This is a genomic window from Paraburkholderia sprentiae WSM5005 (assembly GCF_001865575.2).
Classification (GTDB): domain Bacteria; phylum Pseudomonadota; class Gammaproteobacteria; order Burkholderiales; family Burkholderiaceae; genus Paraburkholderia; species Paraburkholderia sprentiae.
In genome coordinates this window covers 2,601,336-2,618,852 of record NZ_CP017561.2, presented here as the reverse complement: position 1 = coordinate 2,618,852, position 17,517 = coordinate 2,601,336, and the positions used below count along the sequence as shown (strand labels likewise).

Annotated in this window: 15 protein-coding genes and 1 riboswitch; of the genes, 13 read left to right on the top strand and 2 right to left on the bottom strand. The window is 67.7% G+C overall.

Annotated elements, in window-relative coordinates; translation table 11 throughout:
• Window positions 1–39: 39 nt before the first annotated feature.
• On the bottom strand, window positions 40–2,736 hold the full coding sequence (gene pepN / locus BJG93_RS11935; RefSeq protein ID WP_027198488.1) for an aminopeptidase N: 2,697 nt from the start codon (window positions 2,734–2,736) through the stop codon (window positions 40–42).
• 323 nt (window positions 2,737–3,059) lie between these two features.
• On the opposite strand from pepN, the gene BJG93_RS11930 reads away from it, so the two are divergent.
• Window positions 3,060–3,743 carry a DUF4136 domain-containing protein gene (locus BJG93_RS11930; RefSeq protein WP_027198487.1) on the top strand — a complete coding sequence of 228 codons (684 nt, stop codon included), beginning with the start codon at window positions 3,060–3,062 and terminating at the stop codon, window positions 3,741–3,743.
• On the opposite strand, the gene BJG93_RS11925 is transcribed toward BJG93_RS11930, so the two are convergent.
• Complete coding sequence (locus tag BJG93_RS11925; RefSeq protein ID WP_027198486.1) at window positions 3,744–4,316, bottom strand: TMEM165/GDT1 family protein; 573 nt, start codon at window positions 4,314–4,316, stop codon at window positions 3,744–3,746.
• Between the two features lie 10 nt (window positions 4,317–4,326).
• Window positions 4,327–4,540, bottom strand: a riboswitch (yybP-ykoY riboswitch).
• A 440-nt stretch (window positions 4,541–4,980) separates the two neighbouring features.
• Between BJG93_RS11925 and BJG93_RS11920 the strand changes: the two genes are divergently transcribed.
• Genes BJG93_RS11920 through BJG93_RS11865 form a run of 12 tightly spaced genes read left to right on the top strand, consistent with a single transcriptional unit; the run spans window position 4,981 to window position 17,515 of the window.
• Window positions 4,981–5,706: a beta-ketoacyl synthase chain length factor gene (locus BJG93_RS11920; protein WP_027198485.1), complete on the top strand. Its 726-nt coding sequence runs from the start codon at window positions 4,981–4,983 to the stop codon at window positions 5,704–5,706.
• Window positions 5,690–6,484 (top strand): lysophospholipid acyltransferase family protein, encoded by a 795-nt coding sequence (locus BJG93_RS11915; RefSeq protein ID WP_027198484.1) that lies wholly within the window; start codon window positions 5,690–5,692, stop codon window positions 6,482–6,484. Before BJG93_RS11920 ends, BJG93_RS11915 begins: the two co-directional genes overlap by 17 nt.
• Window positions 6,459–6,758, top strand: coding sequence for a phosphopantetheine-binding protein (locus tag BJG93_RS11910; RefSeq protein WP_018421434.1), 300 nt, complete (start codon window positions 6,459–6,461; stop codon window positions 6,756–6,758). The genes BJG93_RS11915 and BJG93_RS11910 overlap by 26 nt, the downstream gene beginning before the upstream one ends.
• Before the next feature lie 2 nt (window positions 6,759–6,760).
• Complete coding sequence (locus BJG93_RS11905) at window positions 6,761–7,012, top strand: acyl carrier protein (protein WP_027198483.1); 252 nt, start codon at window positions 6,761–6,763, stop codon at window positions 7,010–7,012.
• Window positions 7,012–7,680: a COG4648 family protein gene (locus BJG93_RS11900; RefSeq protein ID WP_027198482.1), complete on the top strand. Its 669-nt coding sequence runs from the start codon at window positions 7,012–7,014 to the stop codon at window positions 7,678–7,680. The genes BJG93_RS11905 and BJG93_RS11900 overlap by 1 nt, the downstream gene beginning before the upstream one ends.
• A complete protein-coding gene (locus tag BJG93_RS11895; RefSeq protein ID WP_027198481.1) occupies window positions 7,680–9,389 on the top strand; it encodes an AMP-binding protein in 1,710 nt (569 codons plus the stop codon). The genes BJG93_RS11900 and BJG93_RS11895 overlap by 1 nt, the downstream gene beginning before the upstream one ends.
• Window positions 9,386–11,113, top strand: coding sequence for a glycosyltransferase family 2 protein (locus tag BJG93_RS11890; RefSeq protein ID WP_174566099.1), 1,728 nt, complete (start codon window positions 9,386–9,388; stop codon window positions 11,111–11,113). The genes BJG93_RS11895 and BJG93_RS11890 overlap by 4 nt, the downstream gene beginning before the upstream one ends.
• Window positions 11,100–12,725, top strand: a complete 1,626-nt coding sequence (locus BJG93_RS11885) for an HAL/PAL/TAL family ammonia-lyase (RefSeq protein WP_027198479.1) — start codon at window positions 11,100–11,102, stop codon at window positions 12,723–12,725. The genes BJG93_RS11890 and BJG93_RS11885 overlap by 14 nt, the downstream gene beginning before the upstream one ends.
• Window positions 12,722–13,162: an acyl-CoA thioesterase gene (locus BJG93_RS11880; RefSeq protein WP_027198478.1), complete on the top strand. Its 441-nt coding sequence runs from the start codon at window positions 12,722–12,724 to the stop codon at window positions 13,160–13,162. Before BJG93_RS11885 ends, BJG93_RS11880 begins: the two co-directional genes overlap by 4 nt.
• The gene (locus BJG93_RS11875) at window positions 13,150–13,872 is read left to right on the top strand and encodes an outer membrane lipoprotein carrier protein LolA (protein WP_027198477.1); all 723 of its coding nucleotides are present in this window, start codon (window positions 13,150–13,152) and stop codon (window positions 13,870–13,872) included. The genes BJG93_RS11880 and BJG93_RS11875 overlap by 13 nt, the downstream gene beginning before the upstream one ends.
• Window positions 13,872–16,334, top strand: coding sequence for an MMPL family transporter (locus BJG93_RS11870; RefSeq protein ID WP_027198476.1), 2,463 nt, complete (start codon window positions 13,872–13,874; stop codon window positions 16,332–16,334). Before BJG93_RS11875 ends, BJG93_RS11870 begins: the two co-directional genes overlap by 1 nt.
• A complete protein-coding gene (locus tag BJG93_RS11865; protein WP_027198475.1) occupies window positions 16,331–17,515 on the top strand; it encodes a beta-ketoacyl-[acyl-carrier-protein] synthase family protein in 1,185 nt (394 codons plus the stop codon). The genes BJG93_RS11870 and BJG93_RS11865 overlap by 4 nt, the downstream gene beginning before the upstream one ends.
• Window positions 17,516–17,517: the final 2 nt, after the last annotated feature.

Below are 17,517 nucleotides of genomic sequence, written 5' to 3'. Positions count from 1 at the left end.
GCCGGCTTTCCAGATACGAGTCAAGCACTCAGCAAGGCATCACGCCAACGCCTTCTCGACGATCTCGCGCACGTCGCGCGACTTGACCTGTGCGGCCACCTTCTCGAGCGCCGCGCGCATGCTGTCGCGCAGCGCCGGTGTGAAGCGTCGCCACAGTTCGAGCGAACGCGCGAGGCGCGCGGCCACCTGCGGATTGAGCGCGTCGAGCGCGATCACCTGCTCGGCCCAGAATGCGTAGCCGGAGCCATCTGCCGCGTGGAATTGCGCAGGGTTCGCCGCGCAGAAGCTGAAAATCAGCGAACGCGCCCGGTTCGGATTCTTCAGGTTGAAGGCCGGATGCGTCATCAGGCTGCGCACCGTATCGATTACCGGATGCTGTGCGCCTCCGCGCTGGACGGCCTGCAACGCGAACCATTTGTCGATGACGAGCGGCTCCTTCTCGAAGCGTCGATAGAAGTCGTCGAGCGCCCGCTGCGCCTCGGGGCTGCCGCCTTGCGGCGCGGCGGCGTTGAGCAGTGCCGACAGCGCGGCCGCGCGGTCGGTCATGTTGTTCGCGCCTTCATATTGCGCGGCCGCGAGACGCACGGCCTCCGCGCAATCGTCAAGCTCGGTCAGATACGACAGCGCGAGATTCTTCAGCGCGCGATGACCGGCTGCCTCGGGCGTCGCTTCATAAGCACCCGGCGTGCGATGCTGCTCGTAGACCTTGAGCCAGTCGTCACGCAGCGCATTGGCGAGGCGCTTGCGCACGAATTGCCGTGCCACGTGCACCGCGGCCGGATCCGATTCGGCCATCTGCTCGGCCAGATACGCTTCGGACGGCAGCATCAGCGCGAGCTCGCGGAACGCCGGCGACAGCGTCTCGTCGGTCAGAACGCGCGCGAACGCGGCGACCACCGAGTCGTCGAGCTGCAGCGCGGCGCCCGTGGCCGCGCGCGCAGCGAGCGTGAGCAGCTCGCGCGTGGCGAGCCGTTGGCCGGCTTCCCAGCGGTTGAACGGATCGCTGTCGTGCGCGAGCAGGAACGCGAGCTGTTCAGCCGTGTAGTCATACTCGACGATCACCGGTGCCGAGAAATTACGCAGCAGCGAGGGCAGCGGTTCCTGCCCGACGTCGACGAACGTGAAGGTCTGCTCGGTCTGCGTAAATTCGAGCACGCGCGTGGTCGACTCCGACGCCTTCGCCTCGCCGTCGAGCTGCAGCGGCAGATCGCGGCCGTCCTTGCCGATCAGACCGATCGCGAACGGAATCAGCAGCGGTCCCTTCTGCGTTTCGCGCGCGGCTGGCGCCGCATCGCCGTAGCCTTGGCGCAGCGTCACGCTGTAGCGCCGCTGAGCGGCGTCGTAGCGCGCCCGCACCGACACGCGCGGCGTGCCGGCCTGGCTATACCAGCGCTCGAACTGCGCGAGGTCGCGGCCGTTTGCGTCGGCGAGCGCGTGACGGAAGTCGTCGCAGGTCACGGCCTGGCCGTCGTGGCGCTTGAAGTACAGGTCCATGCCCTTGCGAAAGCCGTCGCGGCCGAACAGCGTCTGGTACATCCGCACGACTTCCGAGCCTTTCTCGTAGACGGTCATCGTGTAGAAGTTGTTGATCTCGACGTAGCTCTCCGGGCGCACCGGATGCGCCATCGGGCCCGCGTCCTCGGCAAACTGCATCTGGCGCAGCACGCGCACGTCCTCGATGCGCTTGGTCGCGCGCGCGGCCTGGTCGGTGGCGCCGCCGGCCATGTCGGCCGAAAACTCCTGGTCGCGGAACACCGTCAGGCCTTCCTTCAGGCTCAGCTGGAACCAGTCGCGGCAGGTCACCCGGTTGCCGGTCCAGTTGTGGAAGTACTCGTGGCCGACCACCGCCTCGATGTTCGAGAAGTCGGTGTCGGTGGCGGTTTCGGGGTTCGCGAGCACGTACTTCGTGTTGAAGATGTTGAGCCCCTTGTTCTCCATCGCGCCCATGTTGAAGTCGCTGACCGCGACGATCATGAAGCGGTCCAGATCGAGTTCGAGCCCGAAGCGTTGTTCGTCCCAGCGGATTGCGTGGATCAGCGAATCCATCGCGTGACGGGTCTTGTCCAGATCGTGCGGCTCGACCCATACCTGTAGCAGCTTCTCTTTGCCCGAGCCGGTCTTCACGCGTTCTTCGAGCGCGACGAGCTTGCCCGCGACGAGCGCGAACAGATAGCTCGGCTTCCTGAACGGATCTTCCCAGCGCGCGAAATGCCGGCCGTCGGGCAACTCGCCTTGTTCCAACAGATTGCCGTTCGACAGCAGCACCGGATAGTCGGCCTTGTTCGCGCGCAGCGTCACCGTGAAACTCGCCATCACGTCGGGGCGGTCGAGAAAGTAAGTGATGCGGCGAAAGCCCTCGGCCTCGCACTGCGTGAAGAAGTTGCCGCTCGATACATACAGGCCCGACAGCGTGGTGTTCTCCGCGGGATTGCAGATGCTCGTGAGCGTCAGCTCGAAGCTGTCCGGCACGTTATCGAGCCGCAACCCGTGCTTGTGCGGATGCGCGTTCGGGAACGGCGTGCCGTCGATGCCGGCGCTGACGAACTCGAGCTGCTCGCCCATCAGCTCGAGATGCGCGGCGCGCGAGGCATCCGGGTTGCGGCGCACCCGCATCGTATTCCTGACGACGGTGCGTTCGGCAAGCAGATCAAATTCCAGCGCGACGGTATCGATCAGGAAAGCGGGCGGCGCGTAATCGGCGCGGCGGATCACATTGGGCGTTGCGGTATCGGCCATGGCGTTCTGTGGTGATGTACTCGAGCGGTCGGGCGCAAACGGCGCGCGAGCCGGGCTTGGTCGACTCATTGTACAAAGCCTCGGGCAATCGTGCGGAAGGGAAGGCGGGCCGACTTTCGGCGCCGAGCAGAGCGGCCGGCTTCGGGGGCAAGGCGAGAACCTTTTACCGGCTGGCGAGGTCAGCGTATTATCGGGCGCCGTGCGTGGCCGAGGGGGCGGCATCGTCAGTCGGCCAGCGGCTGGCGCGACGGAATAAGCGCCGCCGAATCAAGGTTTTAACCGAAGCAGAACTGATGCAATCCACAGGCATGACGAGGCAGACCATGAATATCGACCGATGGACCCGCCGCGTCGCCCTGCTGTTCGTCGCGCTGACCGCGCTGCTGTCCGGCTGCACGACCTACGTGACGACACAGGTGACGGCGTTCTCGGACTGGAGCGGCAGCGACGCGACCCGCACCTATGCGTTCACGCGCGCTGAAGGTCAAAAGAACAACCTCGAGCTGAGCGCGTACGAGCGGATCGTCGCGAACGAACTCGCCGTGCACGCGTTCCGTGAAGTCGCTCGCAACGACGCGCGCTATCTGGTGGAGCTGGCCTACGGCATCCGCTCGGACATCGTGACCGTCGCGCAGCCCGTCTACTACGACCCGTGGCCCGGCCCTTACTGGGGCCGGCCGTTCGACCCGTGGGGACCGTGGGGGCCTTTCCCGGCGACCTATGTGAACCAGAGCTACCCGGTGTTCACGCATCTGCTCGGCATCCGGATCACCGAGCGGGCGAGCGGCCGGGAGGTCTACAACGTGACGGCGCGCAATTTCGGCGAAGAGTCGTCGCTGGTGCGGGCGATGCCTTATCTGGCGCGGAGCGCGCTGGCTGACTTCCCGCTGGCCAACGGCGCCGTGCACACCGTAAAGATTCCGCTCGGCGGCGGTGCCGCGAACGAAGTATCGCTGCCGGCGGCGGCGCCCGCGGCCGCGGCGTCGGCGCCGAAAGCCGCCCAGTAGTCAGGCGCCGACCCCGAACAACGCCAACCCGCCCAGCACGACGAACAACACCGCGGCGATGCCGTGCACGAGCTTGGTTGGCAGACGATGCGCGAAGCGGTCGCCGAGCAGGATCGCCGGTACGTTCGCGATCATCATGCCGAGTGTCGTGCCCGCCACCACGCCGAAGAAGTCGTGAAAGCGCGCGGCGAGGGCGACCGTCGCGATCTGCGTCTTGTCGCCCATCTCCGCGAGGAAGAACGTGACGACCGTCGCGCCGAACACGCCGAAGTGCGTGCGGTTCGTGTTGGCTTCCTCGTCGTCGAGTTTGTCGGGCACGAGAATCCACAGCCCCATGCCGATGAACGACGCCGCCAGCGCCCAGCGCATGACGGTCGGCGTCAGCATCGAGCCGAGCCACGCGCCGAGCGCGCCGGCGCCCGCATGATTGATCAGCGTCGCCGCGAACACGCCGAGAATGATCGGCACGGGCTTGCGATAGCGCGCGGCCAGCACGAGCGACAGCAGTTGCGTCTTGTCGCCGATCTCGGCGAGCGCGACCGCACCGGTCGAAATGAGAAAAGCTTGGTTCACGTTGAATGGATTCCTCGGGCCGAAGATGAACGAGCGACGATCCACGACACGCCGGGCCCTGTTGCGGCGCGTGTGGATCATCGGTCTCGCCAGGCCAGAGGCTGCGGCTGCCATGGCCGTGATGGCCAAGTCTGTTGACAGGCGCCCCCGCGAGCCACACGTGCGACGCACCGGCGATGCGGTGCGGACGTGCCGCGGGGCGGCTACTCCCCAATGAGGGCCGGAGTATAACAGGCGCGGACGGACCGTTGCGGCGAAGATTGCCTGCGCAGGCGCACCGGTATCGCGCCGTACCGCTCTGTAACAGGTGCACTGAAAGTCGAATGAAGGGTTTCGCCGATTGTCGGCGGCGGCGTCAAGTCGCGTGACATTCCGTTGTTTCGCGGCCGCGGATACAGATGGATACGTCTTTCCTGGCTGATTTAATCCAGAATATTCAGTATTATTTCGGCCACAAAAGGAGCCCGAGCCACAATCCGTACGCCCGATTGTCAGCGGGGCCTAAACGATTGGGGCCGATTGCCGATAATCCTGTATTTCCCGCAAAGAAGACTGCTCGATCCCGGCTGAAAGTTTCCGGTCCGCGCGGCGCCGCTCGCTGTGACGGCTGCGTATTCCGTCAGGCGCCTGAGTCCTTTCCTCGTTTCTACGCGCGAACACCGATATGCCCGATCTGCACTGGACCATTCCGGTCGGTCGCTGGTCTAGCTGGCCGGCGGCCGCATCTGCCGCACCCGACATCGGCTTTATCGAGCCGATCGTGCGGCGGCGTCTCAGCACGCTGTCCAAGGTGGCGCTCAAGGTCGCGCACGACTGTGTGGCGCAGGAGCCGGTGCGCGTGGTATTCGCCTCGCGGCACGGCGAACTGCGACGCACCACCGACATCCTGCGCAGCATCAGCGCGGGCGAGCCGGTGTCGCCGACCGCGTTCAGCCTGTCGGTGTTGAACGCGATGACCGGCGTGTTCGGCATCGCGCGCGGCGACCGTTCGGCTGCGAGCGCGGTGTCGGCCGGTGCGCAAACGCTCGGCTACGCGCTGCTGGAAGCGTACGCGCAATATGCGACGCAAGCCGATGCGCCGGTGTTGCTCGTGTATGCCGACGAACCGGCCGATCTCGCGTACGGCACGATCGAAGACGAAGTGCAGGGCGGCGCGATCGCGCTGTTGCTGGAAAAAGATGCGTCGGCCGGGCACATCGTCTGCTCGCGGAGCCGCGCCGACGAGGCTGCGGGCGACCCCCGGGACGCGTCCCGGACCGCCTCGAGCGATGCCGCCAGCTTCCCGACTCAGAGCCAGGCGCTGCTGCACTGCCTCGAAACCGGCGCGCCCGCGCGCTGGCACGGCGCCGGCGCGGTATGGCATTGGAGGTGGGATGAGCGGGCGGCTTGATTACGCATGGCGTCTTTGCGCAACCGGCCTTGCCTTCGTCGGGTTCGGCGTGTGCGGCGTGCTGTTTTCGGTCCTGGTGTTCCCGTTCGCGTGGCTCTGGCCGCATCGCGCGTCGCGGCAGCACGCGGTGAGCGCGGTGATCCACTGGTTTTTCCGCGCGCTCGTCGCGGTGCTGCGCGGTCTCGGCGTGATGGAGCTCGAAGTGTCCGGCGCACAGGCGTTGCGCGCCGGGGAGCCTGCGATCGTCGTCGCGAATCACCCGACCTACCTCGACGTCATGGTCCTGCTGTCGCTGACGCCGCGCGCGTGCTGTGTCGTGAAGCACGCGCACTGGCGCAACCCGTGTTTCTGGGGCATCGTGCGCGCGGCCGAATACGTGAGCAACGCGGATGCGACCGCGCTGGTCGACGCGGGCGCGAAGCAGCTCGCGGCCGGCTATACGATGATCATTTTTCCCGAGGGCACGCGCAGCCCCGCGCCGAACCGGCTGCACGCGTTTTCGCGCGGCTTCGCGCATATGGCGCTGAAGGCCGGCGCGCCGATCGTGCCCGTGTTGATGGATTGCGATCCGCCCGCGTTCACGCGGCAGCTGCGCTGGTACGACGTGCCGGCGCGCGCTTTCCGGATGCGCGTGAACGTGCTCGCGCCGCTCGGCGTCGCCGAACTGGCCGCGCACGACACCCCCGCGGCCATCGCGGCGCGCAGCGTGACGAATGCCGTCGAAGCCCACATTACCCAGCACCTGTTCGATTATGGATTCTTTAAAACTGGAAATTAAAAAGCTTCTGATCGAAGCTCTCGATCTCGAAGACCTGAGCCCGGCCGATATCGACGACGATGCACCGTTGTTCGGTTCCGACGGCATCGGTCTCGATTCGATCGACGCGCTCGAGATCGGCATCGTGCTGCGCAAACAATACCAACTGACCATCGCGGCGAACGACGAACGCACGCGCGAGCACTTTCGCTCGATCAACACGCTCGCCGCGTTGGTCGAGAGTCAGCGCGAAGCGGCGCACGCTGCGAACGAAACCACAAGGAAGGGGGATTAACCGTGTCTGAGACTGAGATTCTTGAGCGCATCCGCGCGATCTTCAAGGAAAACTTCGCGATCGAGCCGGAGCGCGTGACACCCGACGCTCGCCTGTTCGACGAACTCGATCTCGACAGCATCGACGCGGTCGATCTCGCGATCAAGCTGCAGGAAATGACCGGCCGCCGCATCAAGCCGGAGGACTTCAAGTCCGTGCGCACGGTCGGCGACGTGATCGACGCGGTCGAATCGCTGCTCGCGGCGCAAGGCTGATGCCGGCCGCGCGCTCGCGCCCGCAGATGTCAAAGCCACGCCCCGCCGCCAGCGAATCCGGCACGCGCCTTCACTGGAGCAGGACCGCCGTGCAGGTGCTGCTGAAACTCGCTTACCCCGCGCTGATTTTGTGCGCATGGCACTGGGACGCGCCGCGTCTCGTCGGCTGCTTGCTGCTCGCGACTGTATGGCTGCAGCGCTGGGCCGGCGGCGGTCCGGTCGCGATGCCGCTGCGCCAGCTGTCCGCGCTCGACTGGGGCGTGATGATGCTGCTGAGCTGCGCGTCGGCGGCGATCGTCGTCACCGATAGCGAGCTGCTGCTGCGCTTCTATCCGTCGCTCGTCAATCTCGGTTTGCTGATCGCGTTCGGCGCGACGCTCGTGCGCGGGCCGTCGATGATCGAAAAATTCGCCCGCCTCGGCAGCCCTGAACTGCCGCCGGGCGCGGTGCGCTATACGCGGCGCGTGACCCAGGTGTGGTGCGGCTTTTTCACGCTGAACGGGGTGTTTTCCGCCTATACCGCGCTCGATTGGAGCCGCGCGAACTGGTCGCTGTACAACGGCGCCGTCGCGTATGGGCTGATCGGCGCGCTGCTTGCCGGCGAGTACGTGTGGCGGCGTCTCTTCATGCTGCCGCGCGCCGCGCGGGCCGGCTCGGAGGCGGCCTGATGATCGCGTTGCACGATCTGTTGTCGGCCGACGCCGCGCTCGTCGCGGGTGATGCGCTTGCCGCACCGGTGTGCCGCGACGGCGCCATGCTGCTCGATCGCTCGGCGTTTCGCGCGCGCGTCGCGGGCTTGGTCGAGCTCGTGCGCACCCACGACGCGCCACGCTGCGCGGTCTGTATCGACGATCCGTTCGAGTTCGCCTGCGCATTGTTCGCGCTGCTCGCGTGCGGCAAGGAGCCGGTGATCCCGGCCAATGCGACGCCGGGCTATCTCGCCGATCTCGCGGGCGCCTACGACTTCATGCTGACGGACGCGGATCTGCCGCCGTTCGTCGCATCGGCGCATGCACATGCCGCCGCTAGCACCGCCTACCTGATCGACCCGCACGCGCCGCTCACGCTCTACACGTCGGGCAGCAGCGGCACGCCGAAGCCGATTCGCAAGACCCTCGCGCAATTCAACGCCGAAGTGCACACGCTGGAACTGCAATGGGGCGGGTTGCTCGGCAACGCGACCATGCTCGCGAGCGTGCCGCATCACCACATCTATGGCCTGCTGTTTCGGGTGTTGTGGCCGCTCGCGGCCGGCCGCGCGTTCGATCGCGCGATCGGCATGGAGCCGCAGCAGCTGCAGGCGCGCATCGCGCAATGCGGCGCGACGGCGATCGTGTCGACACCCGCGCAACTATCGCGCTGGCCCGCGTTGCCGGGCTTCGCCGCGCTGACGCCCGCGCCGCGCGCGTTCTTTTCGTCGGGTGGTCCGCTCGCGGCCGATGCGGCGCAGCCCTATGCGGCGAGCTACGGCGCGGCGCCGCTCGAAATCTACGGCAGCACGGAAACCGGCGGAATCGCGTGGCGACGCCAGGATCGGGGCGACGCGTGGCAGCCGGTCGCCGGCGCCGAGCTGCGCCGCGACGACGACGGCGCGCTGTGCGTGCGTTCGCCGCATCTCGATCACGACGGCTGGCATCGCACGGGCGACCGCATCGCGTTCGATGCCGACGGGCGCTTCCGTTTGCAAGGGCGCCTCGACCGCGTGCTGAAGCTCGGCGGTAAGCGCGTATCGCTGCCGGAACTCGAGGCGCGTCTCGCGCTGCATCCGTTTGTCGCGCAAGCGGCCCTGGTGCCGCTCGACGGCGCATCGCGCGAACGGGTCGGCGCAGTGGTCGCGCTGAGCGAAGCGGGCAGCGCGGCGTTGCGCGACGAAGGCCGCGTCGCGCTCGCGAAAACGCTGCGCCGGCATCTGGCCGACTACTTCGATGCGGTCGTGCTGCCGCGTCACTGGCGTTTTCGCATCGGTCTGCCGTTCGATGCGCGCGGCAAGCTGCCCGCCAGCGCGGTGGCCGCCGCGTTCGCGCCGCGCGCCGAGGGCATGGAAGTGCTCGCCGAAACGCGCGACGGCGACACGCTGCACTACGTGCTGCGCGTGCCGCCGTCGCTGGTGCATTTCGCCGGCCACTTTCCGGGCCTGCCGATTCTGCCGGGCGTCGTGCAGGTCGACTGGGCGGCGCGACTCGCGGCCGGGCATTGGCCGCGGGTGCGCGAGGTGGCGTCGGTCGACCGCTTGAAGTTCATGGCGCCGGTGTTACCGGGTGCGGTGCTCGAACTCGCGCTCGCGTACGAGCTCGAGCGTCGGCGCGTGCAGTTCGCGTACCGGCTCGACGGACGCGAATGCGCGTCGGGTGTGCTCGTGCATCGGGAGGACGCATGATCAAGTTCGCGCCCTGCATCGTCATTCCGATCTACAACCACAAGGACGCGATCGGCGCGACCGTCGCGCATCTCACGGTGCACGGCCTGCCGATGTTCGTCGTCGACGACGGCAGCGACGAGCCGACCCAGCAGGTGCTCGCCGGGCTCGCGCGGCAGTACGCCGGACAGATGACGCTGCTGCGTCTGCCCGAAAACGGCGGCAAGGGGGCGGCGGTGATGGCGGGCCTGCGCGCGGCGCGCGCCGCGGGCTACACGCATGCGCTGCAGATCGACGCCGACGGCCAGCACGACGCGGCTGACGTGCCGCGCTTCATCGATGCGGCGCGCACTGACCCCGCTGCGGTGATTCTCGGCCGTCCGGTCTATGACGACAGCGTGCCGAAGGCACGTCTGTACGGCCGCTATCTGACCCACGTGTGGGTGTGGATCGAGACGCTGTCGCTGACGATCCGCGATTCGATGTGCGGCTTTCGTCTGTATCCGCTCGCGCTCGCGTGCGAGCTGATCGACAGCGTGCAGCTGCCGACGCGCATGGACTTCGACATCGAGATCCTCGTGCGTCTGTACTGGCGGCGCGCTGCGTTCCGCTCGATCGCGACGCGCGTGACCTATGCGTCCGACGGCGTGTCGCATTTCGACGTGCTGTGGGACAACGTGCGCATCAGCCGCAGCCATACGCGGCTCGTGTTCGGCATGCTGTCGCGCCTGCCGATGCTGCTCGCGCACAAGGTTATGCCGCGCCGTGGCGCGGTGGCCGACGACACCGATGAAGCCCGGCCCGAGGCATGGTGGCGTATCGCCGAACGCGGCAGCCACCTCGGCATGAGCCTGCTCGCGCTCAGCTGCAAGCTGTTCGGGCGCCGCTTCACCGCGCTGTGGCTGCATCCGATCGTCGCGTATTTTCTGCTGACGGGCCGCGCCGCGCGCGCCGCGTCGGGCAACTACTTCGCGCGTCTGAACGCGGTGGCGCCGTCGGCGGATACGCCGCGTCCGGGCTGGCTGTCCGCGTATCGCCATATGCTCGCGTTCGCGCAGTCGGGCTTCGACAAGCTCGCCGCGTGGAGCGGCCGCGTCAACGAAACCGATGTGACCTTCGACGATCCTTCGGCGTTCGAAGCATTGATCGCGAGCGGCAACGGTGCGCTCGTGATCGGCGCGCACCTCGGCAATCTGGAGATGATGCGCGCGCTCGCCGTGCGCGGTGAGCACGCGAAGGTCACGGCGGTCGTCTACACCGAGCACGCGCGCCGCTTCAATCGCGTGCTGGCGTCGTCGAATCGCGACTTCGCGCGGCATTTGCTCGAGGTCGGCGACTTCGGTCCCGAAACCGCGGTGCTGATGCAGCAGCGTATCGATGCGGGCGAGCTGCTGGTGATCGTCGGCGATCGGGTGCCGGCGCGCGAAGCGGGACGCACCACCGACGCGCAGTTTCTCGGCGCGAGCGCGCCGTTCGCGCAAGGGCCGTACGTGCTCGCACATGCGCTCGGCTGTCCGGTCTACCTGTTTTTCTGCCTGAAGGAACGCGACGGCTATCGCATCTACTTTGAGCCGTTCGCCGAGCGCATCGAGCTGCCGCGGCGCGAACGCGCGCAGCATCTGGCCGCGTGGGCGCAACGCTACGCGCTGCGCCTCGAACACTATTGCCGCAAGGCACCTTATCAATGGTTCAACTTCTTCGATTTCTGGGCCAGCCCCAAGCGAGGCGCGAATGGCCGAACATGATCTGAACGATGTGCGGCCCGCATGCGGTGTGGCGAATGCCGACGTCGCCGCTCATGCCGATTGCACGCCGATCGTCGTCGGTGCACGCCGGCTGACGATCGAGGAGGTCGTCGCGATTGCGCGACGGCGGGCCTCTGTCGCGCTGAGCGACGATCCCGCATGGCGCGCGCGCATCGAGCGCGGCGCCGCGTTCCTGCGCCGCCAGTTGGCCGCCGGCGCGACCGTGTACGGCGTCAACACTGGGTACGGCGACGCCTGCGTGGTCGATGTGCCGATGGCGCTCGTCGAGGCGTTGCCGCTGCAACTGACGCGGTATCACGGCTGCGGCATGGGCGCCTATCTCGACGACGCGCAAACGCTCGCGGTGATCGCCGCGCGCCTCAATTCCCTCGCCTATGGCTTTTCGGGCGTGCGTACGGTGCTGCTCGAACGCCTCGCGGCCTTGATCAATCATCGCGTGTTGCCACGCATTCCGTCCGAGGGTTCGGTCGGCGCGAGCGGCGATCTGACGCCGCTGTCGTACGTGGCGGCCGCGCTCGCGGGCGAGCGCGACGTGCAGTACGCCGGCGGGTTGCGCGCGGCGCGCGACGTGTGGACGGAGTTGGGTGTCGAGCCGCTGACGCTCGCGCCGAAGGAAGGCCTCGCGCTGATGAACGGCACGGCCGTGATGACCGGCCTCGCCTGTCTCGCGGTGGTGCGCGCGGAGCACCTGACGCGGCTTGCCGCGCGTTTGACCGCGCTGTCGACCGTCGCGCTCGACGGCCGCGCCGCGCACTTCGACGCGACGCTGTTCGAGGTGAAGCCGCACGCGGGCCAGGCCGAAGCGGCCGCGTGGATCCGCGCCGATCTGGCCGGCCGCGCCGACACGCCCGGGCATCGCCTGCAGGACCGCTATTCGATTCGCTGCGCGCCGCACGTGATCGGCGTCGCGCGCGATGCGCTCGGCTGGGTGCGCCGCGACGTCGAAAACGAGCTGAACAGCGCGAACGACAATCCGCTCGTCGATCCCGACAACGAACGCATTTTGCACGGCGGCAACTTCTATGGCGGCCATATCGCGTTCGCGATGGATGCGCTGAAAGTCGCCGTCGCGAATCTGGCGGATCTGATGGACCGGCAGCTCGCGTTGCTCGTCGATGTCAACTTCAACAACGGCTTGCCGCGCAATCTGTCGGGCGCGGCGCCCGAACGCGCCGCGATCAATCACGGCTTCAAGGCCGTGCAGATTTCGTCGTCCGCATGGACCGCCGAGGCGCTGAAGAACACGATGCCCGCGAGCGTGTTTTCGCGCTCGACCGAGGCGCACAATCAGGACAAGGTCAGCATGGGCACGATCGCCGCGCGCGATTGCCTGCGCGTGCTCGAATTGACGGAGCAGGTCGCCGCCGCGCACACGCTCGCGACGGTGCAGGCCGTGCATTTGCGCTTGCGCATCGACAGTGCGACACCGGTGCCCGCGCCGCTGCGCGCGTTTGTCGACGACGTCGGCGCGCGCTCGCCGTTCGTCGCCGAGGACCGCGCGCTCGAAGGCGAGTTGCGCGCGTTGACCGCGCGCATTGCCGGGTGCGAACTGCTGGACAGGGACGACTATCGCGAGGGAGCCAACGCATGAGCGACGCCGCGAAACTGAACCAGGCGCTGACTGCCAGCGCGACGCTCGAAGTGCCGTTTCACGACGTCGACGCGATGAACGTGTGCTGGCACGGCAATTATCTGAAGTACTTCGAGATGGGCCGCGCGGCGCTGCTGCGCGCGTTCGACTACGACTATCGCGAGATGCGGGCGTCCGGCTATCTATGGCCGATCGTCGAGGCGCATCTGAAATACGTACGGCCCGCCGTGTACGGACAGACGCTCGAAGTGCGCGCCCAACTGCTCGAATACGAAAACCGCCTGAAAATAGGCTATGAAATCGTCGATTGCGCGTCGGGCACGCGACTCACGAAGGGCTATACGATCCAGGTCGCCGTCGATGCCGCCACCGAGGAATTGCAGTTCGTGTCGCCGCCGGTCGTATTCGACAAGCTGGGGCGTGTATGGGGACGATGAATCGCCGTGCGCTGACAGTCGTCGTGTCGCGGCTCGCGCGGGTGATCGGCGTGATGGGGGTGCTCGCATTGCCCGCGGGGTCGGCCGCTGCGGCTACCGCAAGCAACCCAGCCCCGACCAACGAGACCGCCAACAGTGCCGCCAGCAACGCCAACGCCGCGCTGGTCTCGCAGATCGCCGCGCATCTCGCGCAACCCAAGGGCGTGCGCGCGCGATTCACGCAGACGCAGACGCTCGCCGCGATGAAGCAGCCGCTCGTCAGCAACGGCACGTTGCTGTTCTTCCGCGAGCGCGGTGTGATCTGGCAGATCGACACGCCCTACAAGGCCACCTACGTGATCACCGACGCTAACGTCGCGCAGCTCGACGCCAGCGGCCATCGCGTCAGCACGCATAGCGCGCAGGCCACGCGCGGCGTCGCGCAGGTGTCGAAGATGATGCGCGCGATGCTCGGCGGCGATCTGTCGGCGCTGTACTCGCAGTTCGACGTGAGCGCCGAAGGCAACGCCACGCAATGGCGCATGCGACTCACGCCGAATCAACCGCAGCTCGCGCAGTCGATCAAGGGCCTCGACATGAGCGGCGGCGATTATCTGCAAAGCCTGCGCATCACGCTCGCGAACGGCGACGTGACGAAGCTCGAGTTCGCCGACAGCACGGCCGTCGCCGAGCCGACGCCGGACGAGCGCAGCCTGTTCGGAGCACCGTGATGGCGGTGCCGCAGCAGCGAGCCGCGAAACAGGCCGCGAAACAAGCCGCAAAGCGCGCATGGGGCGTGCGTGCCGCATGGCTCGCGCTCGCGCTGCTGGCGGCGCTCTATTGCGGCTGGCGCTTCGCGGCAGCGTCGCCGCTCGAAACCAATCTGCTCGCACTGCTGCCCGCAACCGAAGCGGACCCGGTCGCCGAAAAAGCGGTCGACACGCTCGCCGGCGCGCTGGGCGACCGCACCGTGTTGCTCGTCACGAGCCGCGACGATGCACACGCGAAAGCGGCCGCGAAGCAACTGGGTGCGTCGTTGCAAAAGAGCGGCGCATTCGCATCGGTGACGGCCGAGTTGCCGCCATTCGACCTGTCACAGATCGCGGCGCTGTACCTGCCGTATCGCTTTGGCCTGCTCGCGCCGGCCGATCGCAGCGCGCTCGCGAGCGCCAGCGCAACGACGCTGCACGACCTGCTCGCGCGACGCATCTATAGCCCGCTGCAAGGCGGCCTCAGCACCCAGCTCGCCGACGATCCGTTCGGTTGGCTCGAACGCTGGCTCGGCAATCTGCCGCTCGCGACGTCGAATCTCGAAGTCGAGGACAGCCTGCTCGTGTCGCATCGTCACGACGCGCAGGGCGACACGACCAGCGTGCTGATCGTCGCGACGCTGCCCGGCTCCGCCTACGAAACGAAGACGCAGCAGGCGGTGCGCGCGGCGCTCGCCGATGCGCAAAGCAGCTTGCGTCAGACGTTCCCCGACGTATCGCTGGCGCGCACCGGCGCCGTGTTCTATGCCGAGGCCGCGCGCAGCGCATCCGAACGCGAAGTGCACATCATCGGTATCGCGTCGCTGTGCGGCATCGCGCTGCTGATGACGTGGGTGTTCCGCTCGCCGCGTCTATTGCTGCTTGGCTTCGTATCGACAGCGCTCGGCATCGTCTGCGCGCTCGCGGCCACGCTGCTGGTGTTCGGCAAGCTGCATCTGCTGACGCTCGTGTTCGGTGCGAGCCTGATCGGCGAGGCGGTCGACTATTCGATCCAGTATTTCGTCGTCTACCTCGGCGCGGGCCGCGACTGGGAGGCGCGGCGCGGCGCGCGCACGGTGCGGCCCGCGCTCAGCGTTGCGCTCGCGACGAGTCTGCTCGGCTACGCGATCCTGATCTGGGTGCCGTTCCCCGCGTTGAAGCAGATCGCGTGTTTCGCGATGGTGGGCATTACGACTGCGTTCGCGTCGGTGCTGTCGCTGCTGCCCGCGCTGCTCACGCGCGCGCCCAAGCGCAGCCCGCAACGCGTGTTCGCGGGCGCGGCGCGGCTGCTCGCGCGCTGGCAGCAGGCGCTCGGCGGCAAACGCGCGTGGCTGGTCGCGGCGCTGCTGCTGATCGCGGCGGTGCCCGGCTGGCTGCGTTTGACGAGCGACGACGACGTTCATCTGCTGATCCAGCGCGACGCGTCGCTGGTCGCGCAGGAAGACACGGTGCGCGCAGCGGTCGGCGTCGATAACAGCGCGCAGTTTTTCGTCGTGCGCGGCGCGACCCAGGAAGCGGTGCTGCAACGCGCCGAAGCGCTCGGCGCGAAGCTCGATGCGCTGAACGGCACCGCGGATAGCGTCGGCGGCTATCAGTCGGTCGCGCAGTTCGTACCGTCCGCGCAGCGTCAGCACGACGATCGCGCGCTGCTCGCGCAGCACGCGTTCCACGATCCGGCCGCGTTGCGCGCGACGCTGCTGCAAGCCGGCTTCAAGGACGAAGTCGCCGATGCGTGGCTCGCCGCGTTCGCGAAGCCGGCAGCGCCGCTCACCGTCGAGCGCTGGCTCGCGGCGCCCTGGTCGCAGCCGTATCGGCATCTGTGGCTCGGCGCGGTGGGATCGGACCGGGCGAACCCAGCGCATGCGCCAGCAGGCTACGCCGCCGTTGTGATCCCGCAAGGCGTGACGCCGCGCAACGAGCCCGCGCTGATCGCGCTCGCACACGGCTTACCCGGCATCGTGTTCGTCGACAAGGCCGCGAGCGTGTCGAAGCTGTTCGGCGCGTATCGCGTGGACACCGGCTGGTGGTTGGGCGGCGCGCTCGCGCTGGTGTGCGCGCTGCTGATGCTGCGCTACGGCGCCCGCGGCGGTATCGCGACGACTTTGCCCGTGCTGCTCGCGCTCGGCGTCGCGTTGGCGGTGTTCGGTTATGCGGGCGTGCCGCTCAATCTGTTCAACTGGCTCGCGCTGATGCTGGTGCTCGGCGTCGGCGCAAACTATGCGGTGTTTCTGCGCGAAGGCTGTTCGCGCGCGGATGCGAATCTCGGCGCGGTGTGGACCGGCGTGTTGCTGTCGGCGGCCACCGCGTTGTTGTCGTTCGGCATGCTCGGCATCAGCGCGATGCCCGCGCTCAGAAGCTTCGGCACGACGCTCGCGCTCGGCATCGCGGTCGCGGTGCTGCTTGCGCCTATCGGCATGCCATCGGAATCACGGAGGGCGGCATGAACGCGCCATCAGTTTATTTGCACGCGCTCGGCATGATCAACGCGCTCGGCGACGACGTCGACGAGATCGTGCCGGCGCTCGCGGCCGCGCGCTCGCGCGGCATGGGCAACGTGCATACCGGCATCGGCGATGCGTTTGTCGGCAGCGTGCTTGCGCCGCTCGATCTCGCGCCGCGCGCCGATCTCGCGCGCTACGACTGCCGCAACAACCGGCTGCTGCTCGCGGCGCTCGCGCAGATCGCGCCCGCGATCGAAGCCGCGCGCGAGCGCTACGGCCCTGAGCGCATCGGCGTCGTGCTTGGCACCAGCACGTCGGGCATCGAGGCGGCCGAGACCGCGTTCGTCTATCACGCGCAAGCCGGCGAATTGCCGGGCAGCTTCAATTACCGGCAGATGGAAATCGGCACCGCCGCGCCATTCGCGGCCGCCGCGCTCGACCTGCAGGGGCCGGCGTTCACGATTTCGACCGCCTGCACGTCGAGTGCCAAGGCGTTTGCGTCGGCGCGTCGGCTGCTGCAATTGCGGTTATGCGATGCGGTTGTCGTCGGTGGCGTCGATTCGCTCTGCGAGTTGACCGTGCAGGGCTTTGCGTCGCTCGAATCGACCAGCCGCTTGCGCACCAATCCGATGAGCCGCAACCGTTGCGGCATCAACGTCGGTGAGGGCGCGGCCGTGTTCCTGATGAGTCGCGACGAAGCGGCGGTGCGGCTCGCGGGTCTCGGCGAATCGAGCGACGCGCATCATATTTCGGCGCCGGACCCGCACGGCGTCGGCGGCGAAATCGCGTTGCGCGAGGCGCTGGCGGACGCGGGCATCGCGGCGTCGGCGGTGGGCTATGTGAATCTGCACGCGACCGCCACGCAGAAGAACGACGACATGGAAGCGCATCTGATGGCGCGCGTATTCCCCGACGGCGTCGCCGCGAGCGGCACCAAGCCGCTCACCGGCCACCAGCTCGGCGCGGCCGGCGCGACCGAAGTGGGCTTCGCGTGGCTCACGCTCGCGCGCGAGAACGCGACGTTGCCGCCGCATCTGTGGGACGGCGAGGTCGATCCCGCGCTGCCCGCGCTCGACCTCGTCGACGGCGCGCGCTATCTGCCGCGCGGCACGGCCACGCAGTACGCAATGAGCAACTCGTTCGCATTCGGCGGCAGCAATGTCAGCCTGATTCTGGCCCGGTAACA

Excerpts from the sequence above, each read along its gene's own strand:
- BJG93_RS11910 (WP_018421434.1), top strand. The coding sequence starts at position 6,459 with ATGGATTCTTTAAAACTGGAAATTAAAAAGCTTCTGATCGAAGCTCTC.
- BJG93_RS11885 (WP_027198479.1), top strand. The coding sequence starts at position 11,100 with ATGGCCGAACATGATCTGAACGATGTGCGGCCCGCATGCGGTGTGGCG.
- BJG93_RS11915 (WP_027198484.1), top strand. The coding sequence starts at position 5,690 with ATGAGCGGGCGGCTTGATTACGCATGGCGTCTTTGCGCAACCGGCCTT.
- BJG93_RS11900 (WP_027198482.1), top strand. The coding sequence starts at position 7,012 with ATGCCGGCCGCGCGCTCGCGCCCGCAGATGTCAAAGCCACGCCCCGCC.
- BJG93_RS11890 (WP_174566099.1), top strand. The coding sequence starts at position 9,386 with ATGATCAAGTTCGCGCCCTGCATCGTCATTCCGATCTACAACCACAAG.
- BJG93_RS11930 (WP_027198487.1), top strand. The coding sequence starts at position 3,060 with ATGAATATCGACCGATGGACCCGCCGCGTCGCCCTGCTGTTCGTCGCG.
- pepN (WP_027198488.1), bottom strand. The coding sequence starts at position 2,736 with ATGGCCGATACCGCAACGCCCAATGTGATCCGCCGCGCCGATTACGCG.
- BJG93_RS11865 (WP_027198475.1), top strand. The coding sequence starts at position 16,331 with ATGAACGCGCCATCAGTTTATTTGCACGCGCTCGGCATGATCAACGCG.
- BJG93_RS11920 (WP_027198485.1), top strand. The coding sequence starts at position 4,981 with ATGCCCGATCTGCACTGGACCATTCCGGTCGGTCGCTGGTCTAGCTGG.
- BJG93_RS11895 (WP_027198481.1), top strand. The coding sequence starts at position 7,680 with ATGATCGCGTTGCACGATCTGTTGTCGGCCGACGCCGCGCTCGTCGCG.
- BJG93_RS11880 (WP_027198478.1), top strand. The coding sequence starts at position 12,722 with ATGAGCGACGCCGCGAAACTGAACCAGGCGCTGACTGCCAGCGCGACG.
- BJG93_RS11870 (WP_027198476.1), top strand. The coding sequence starts at position 13,872 with ATGGCGGTGCCGCAGCAGCGAGCCGCGAAACAGGCCGCGAAACAAGCC.
- BJG93_RS11875 (WP_027198477.1), top strand. The coding sequence starts at position 13,150 with ATGGGGACGATGAATCGCCGTGCGCTGACAGTCGTCGTGTCGCGGCTC.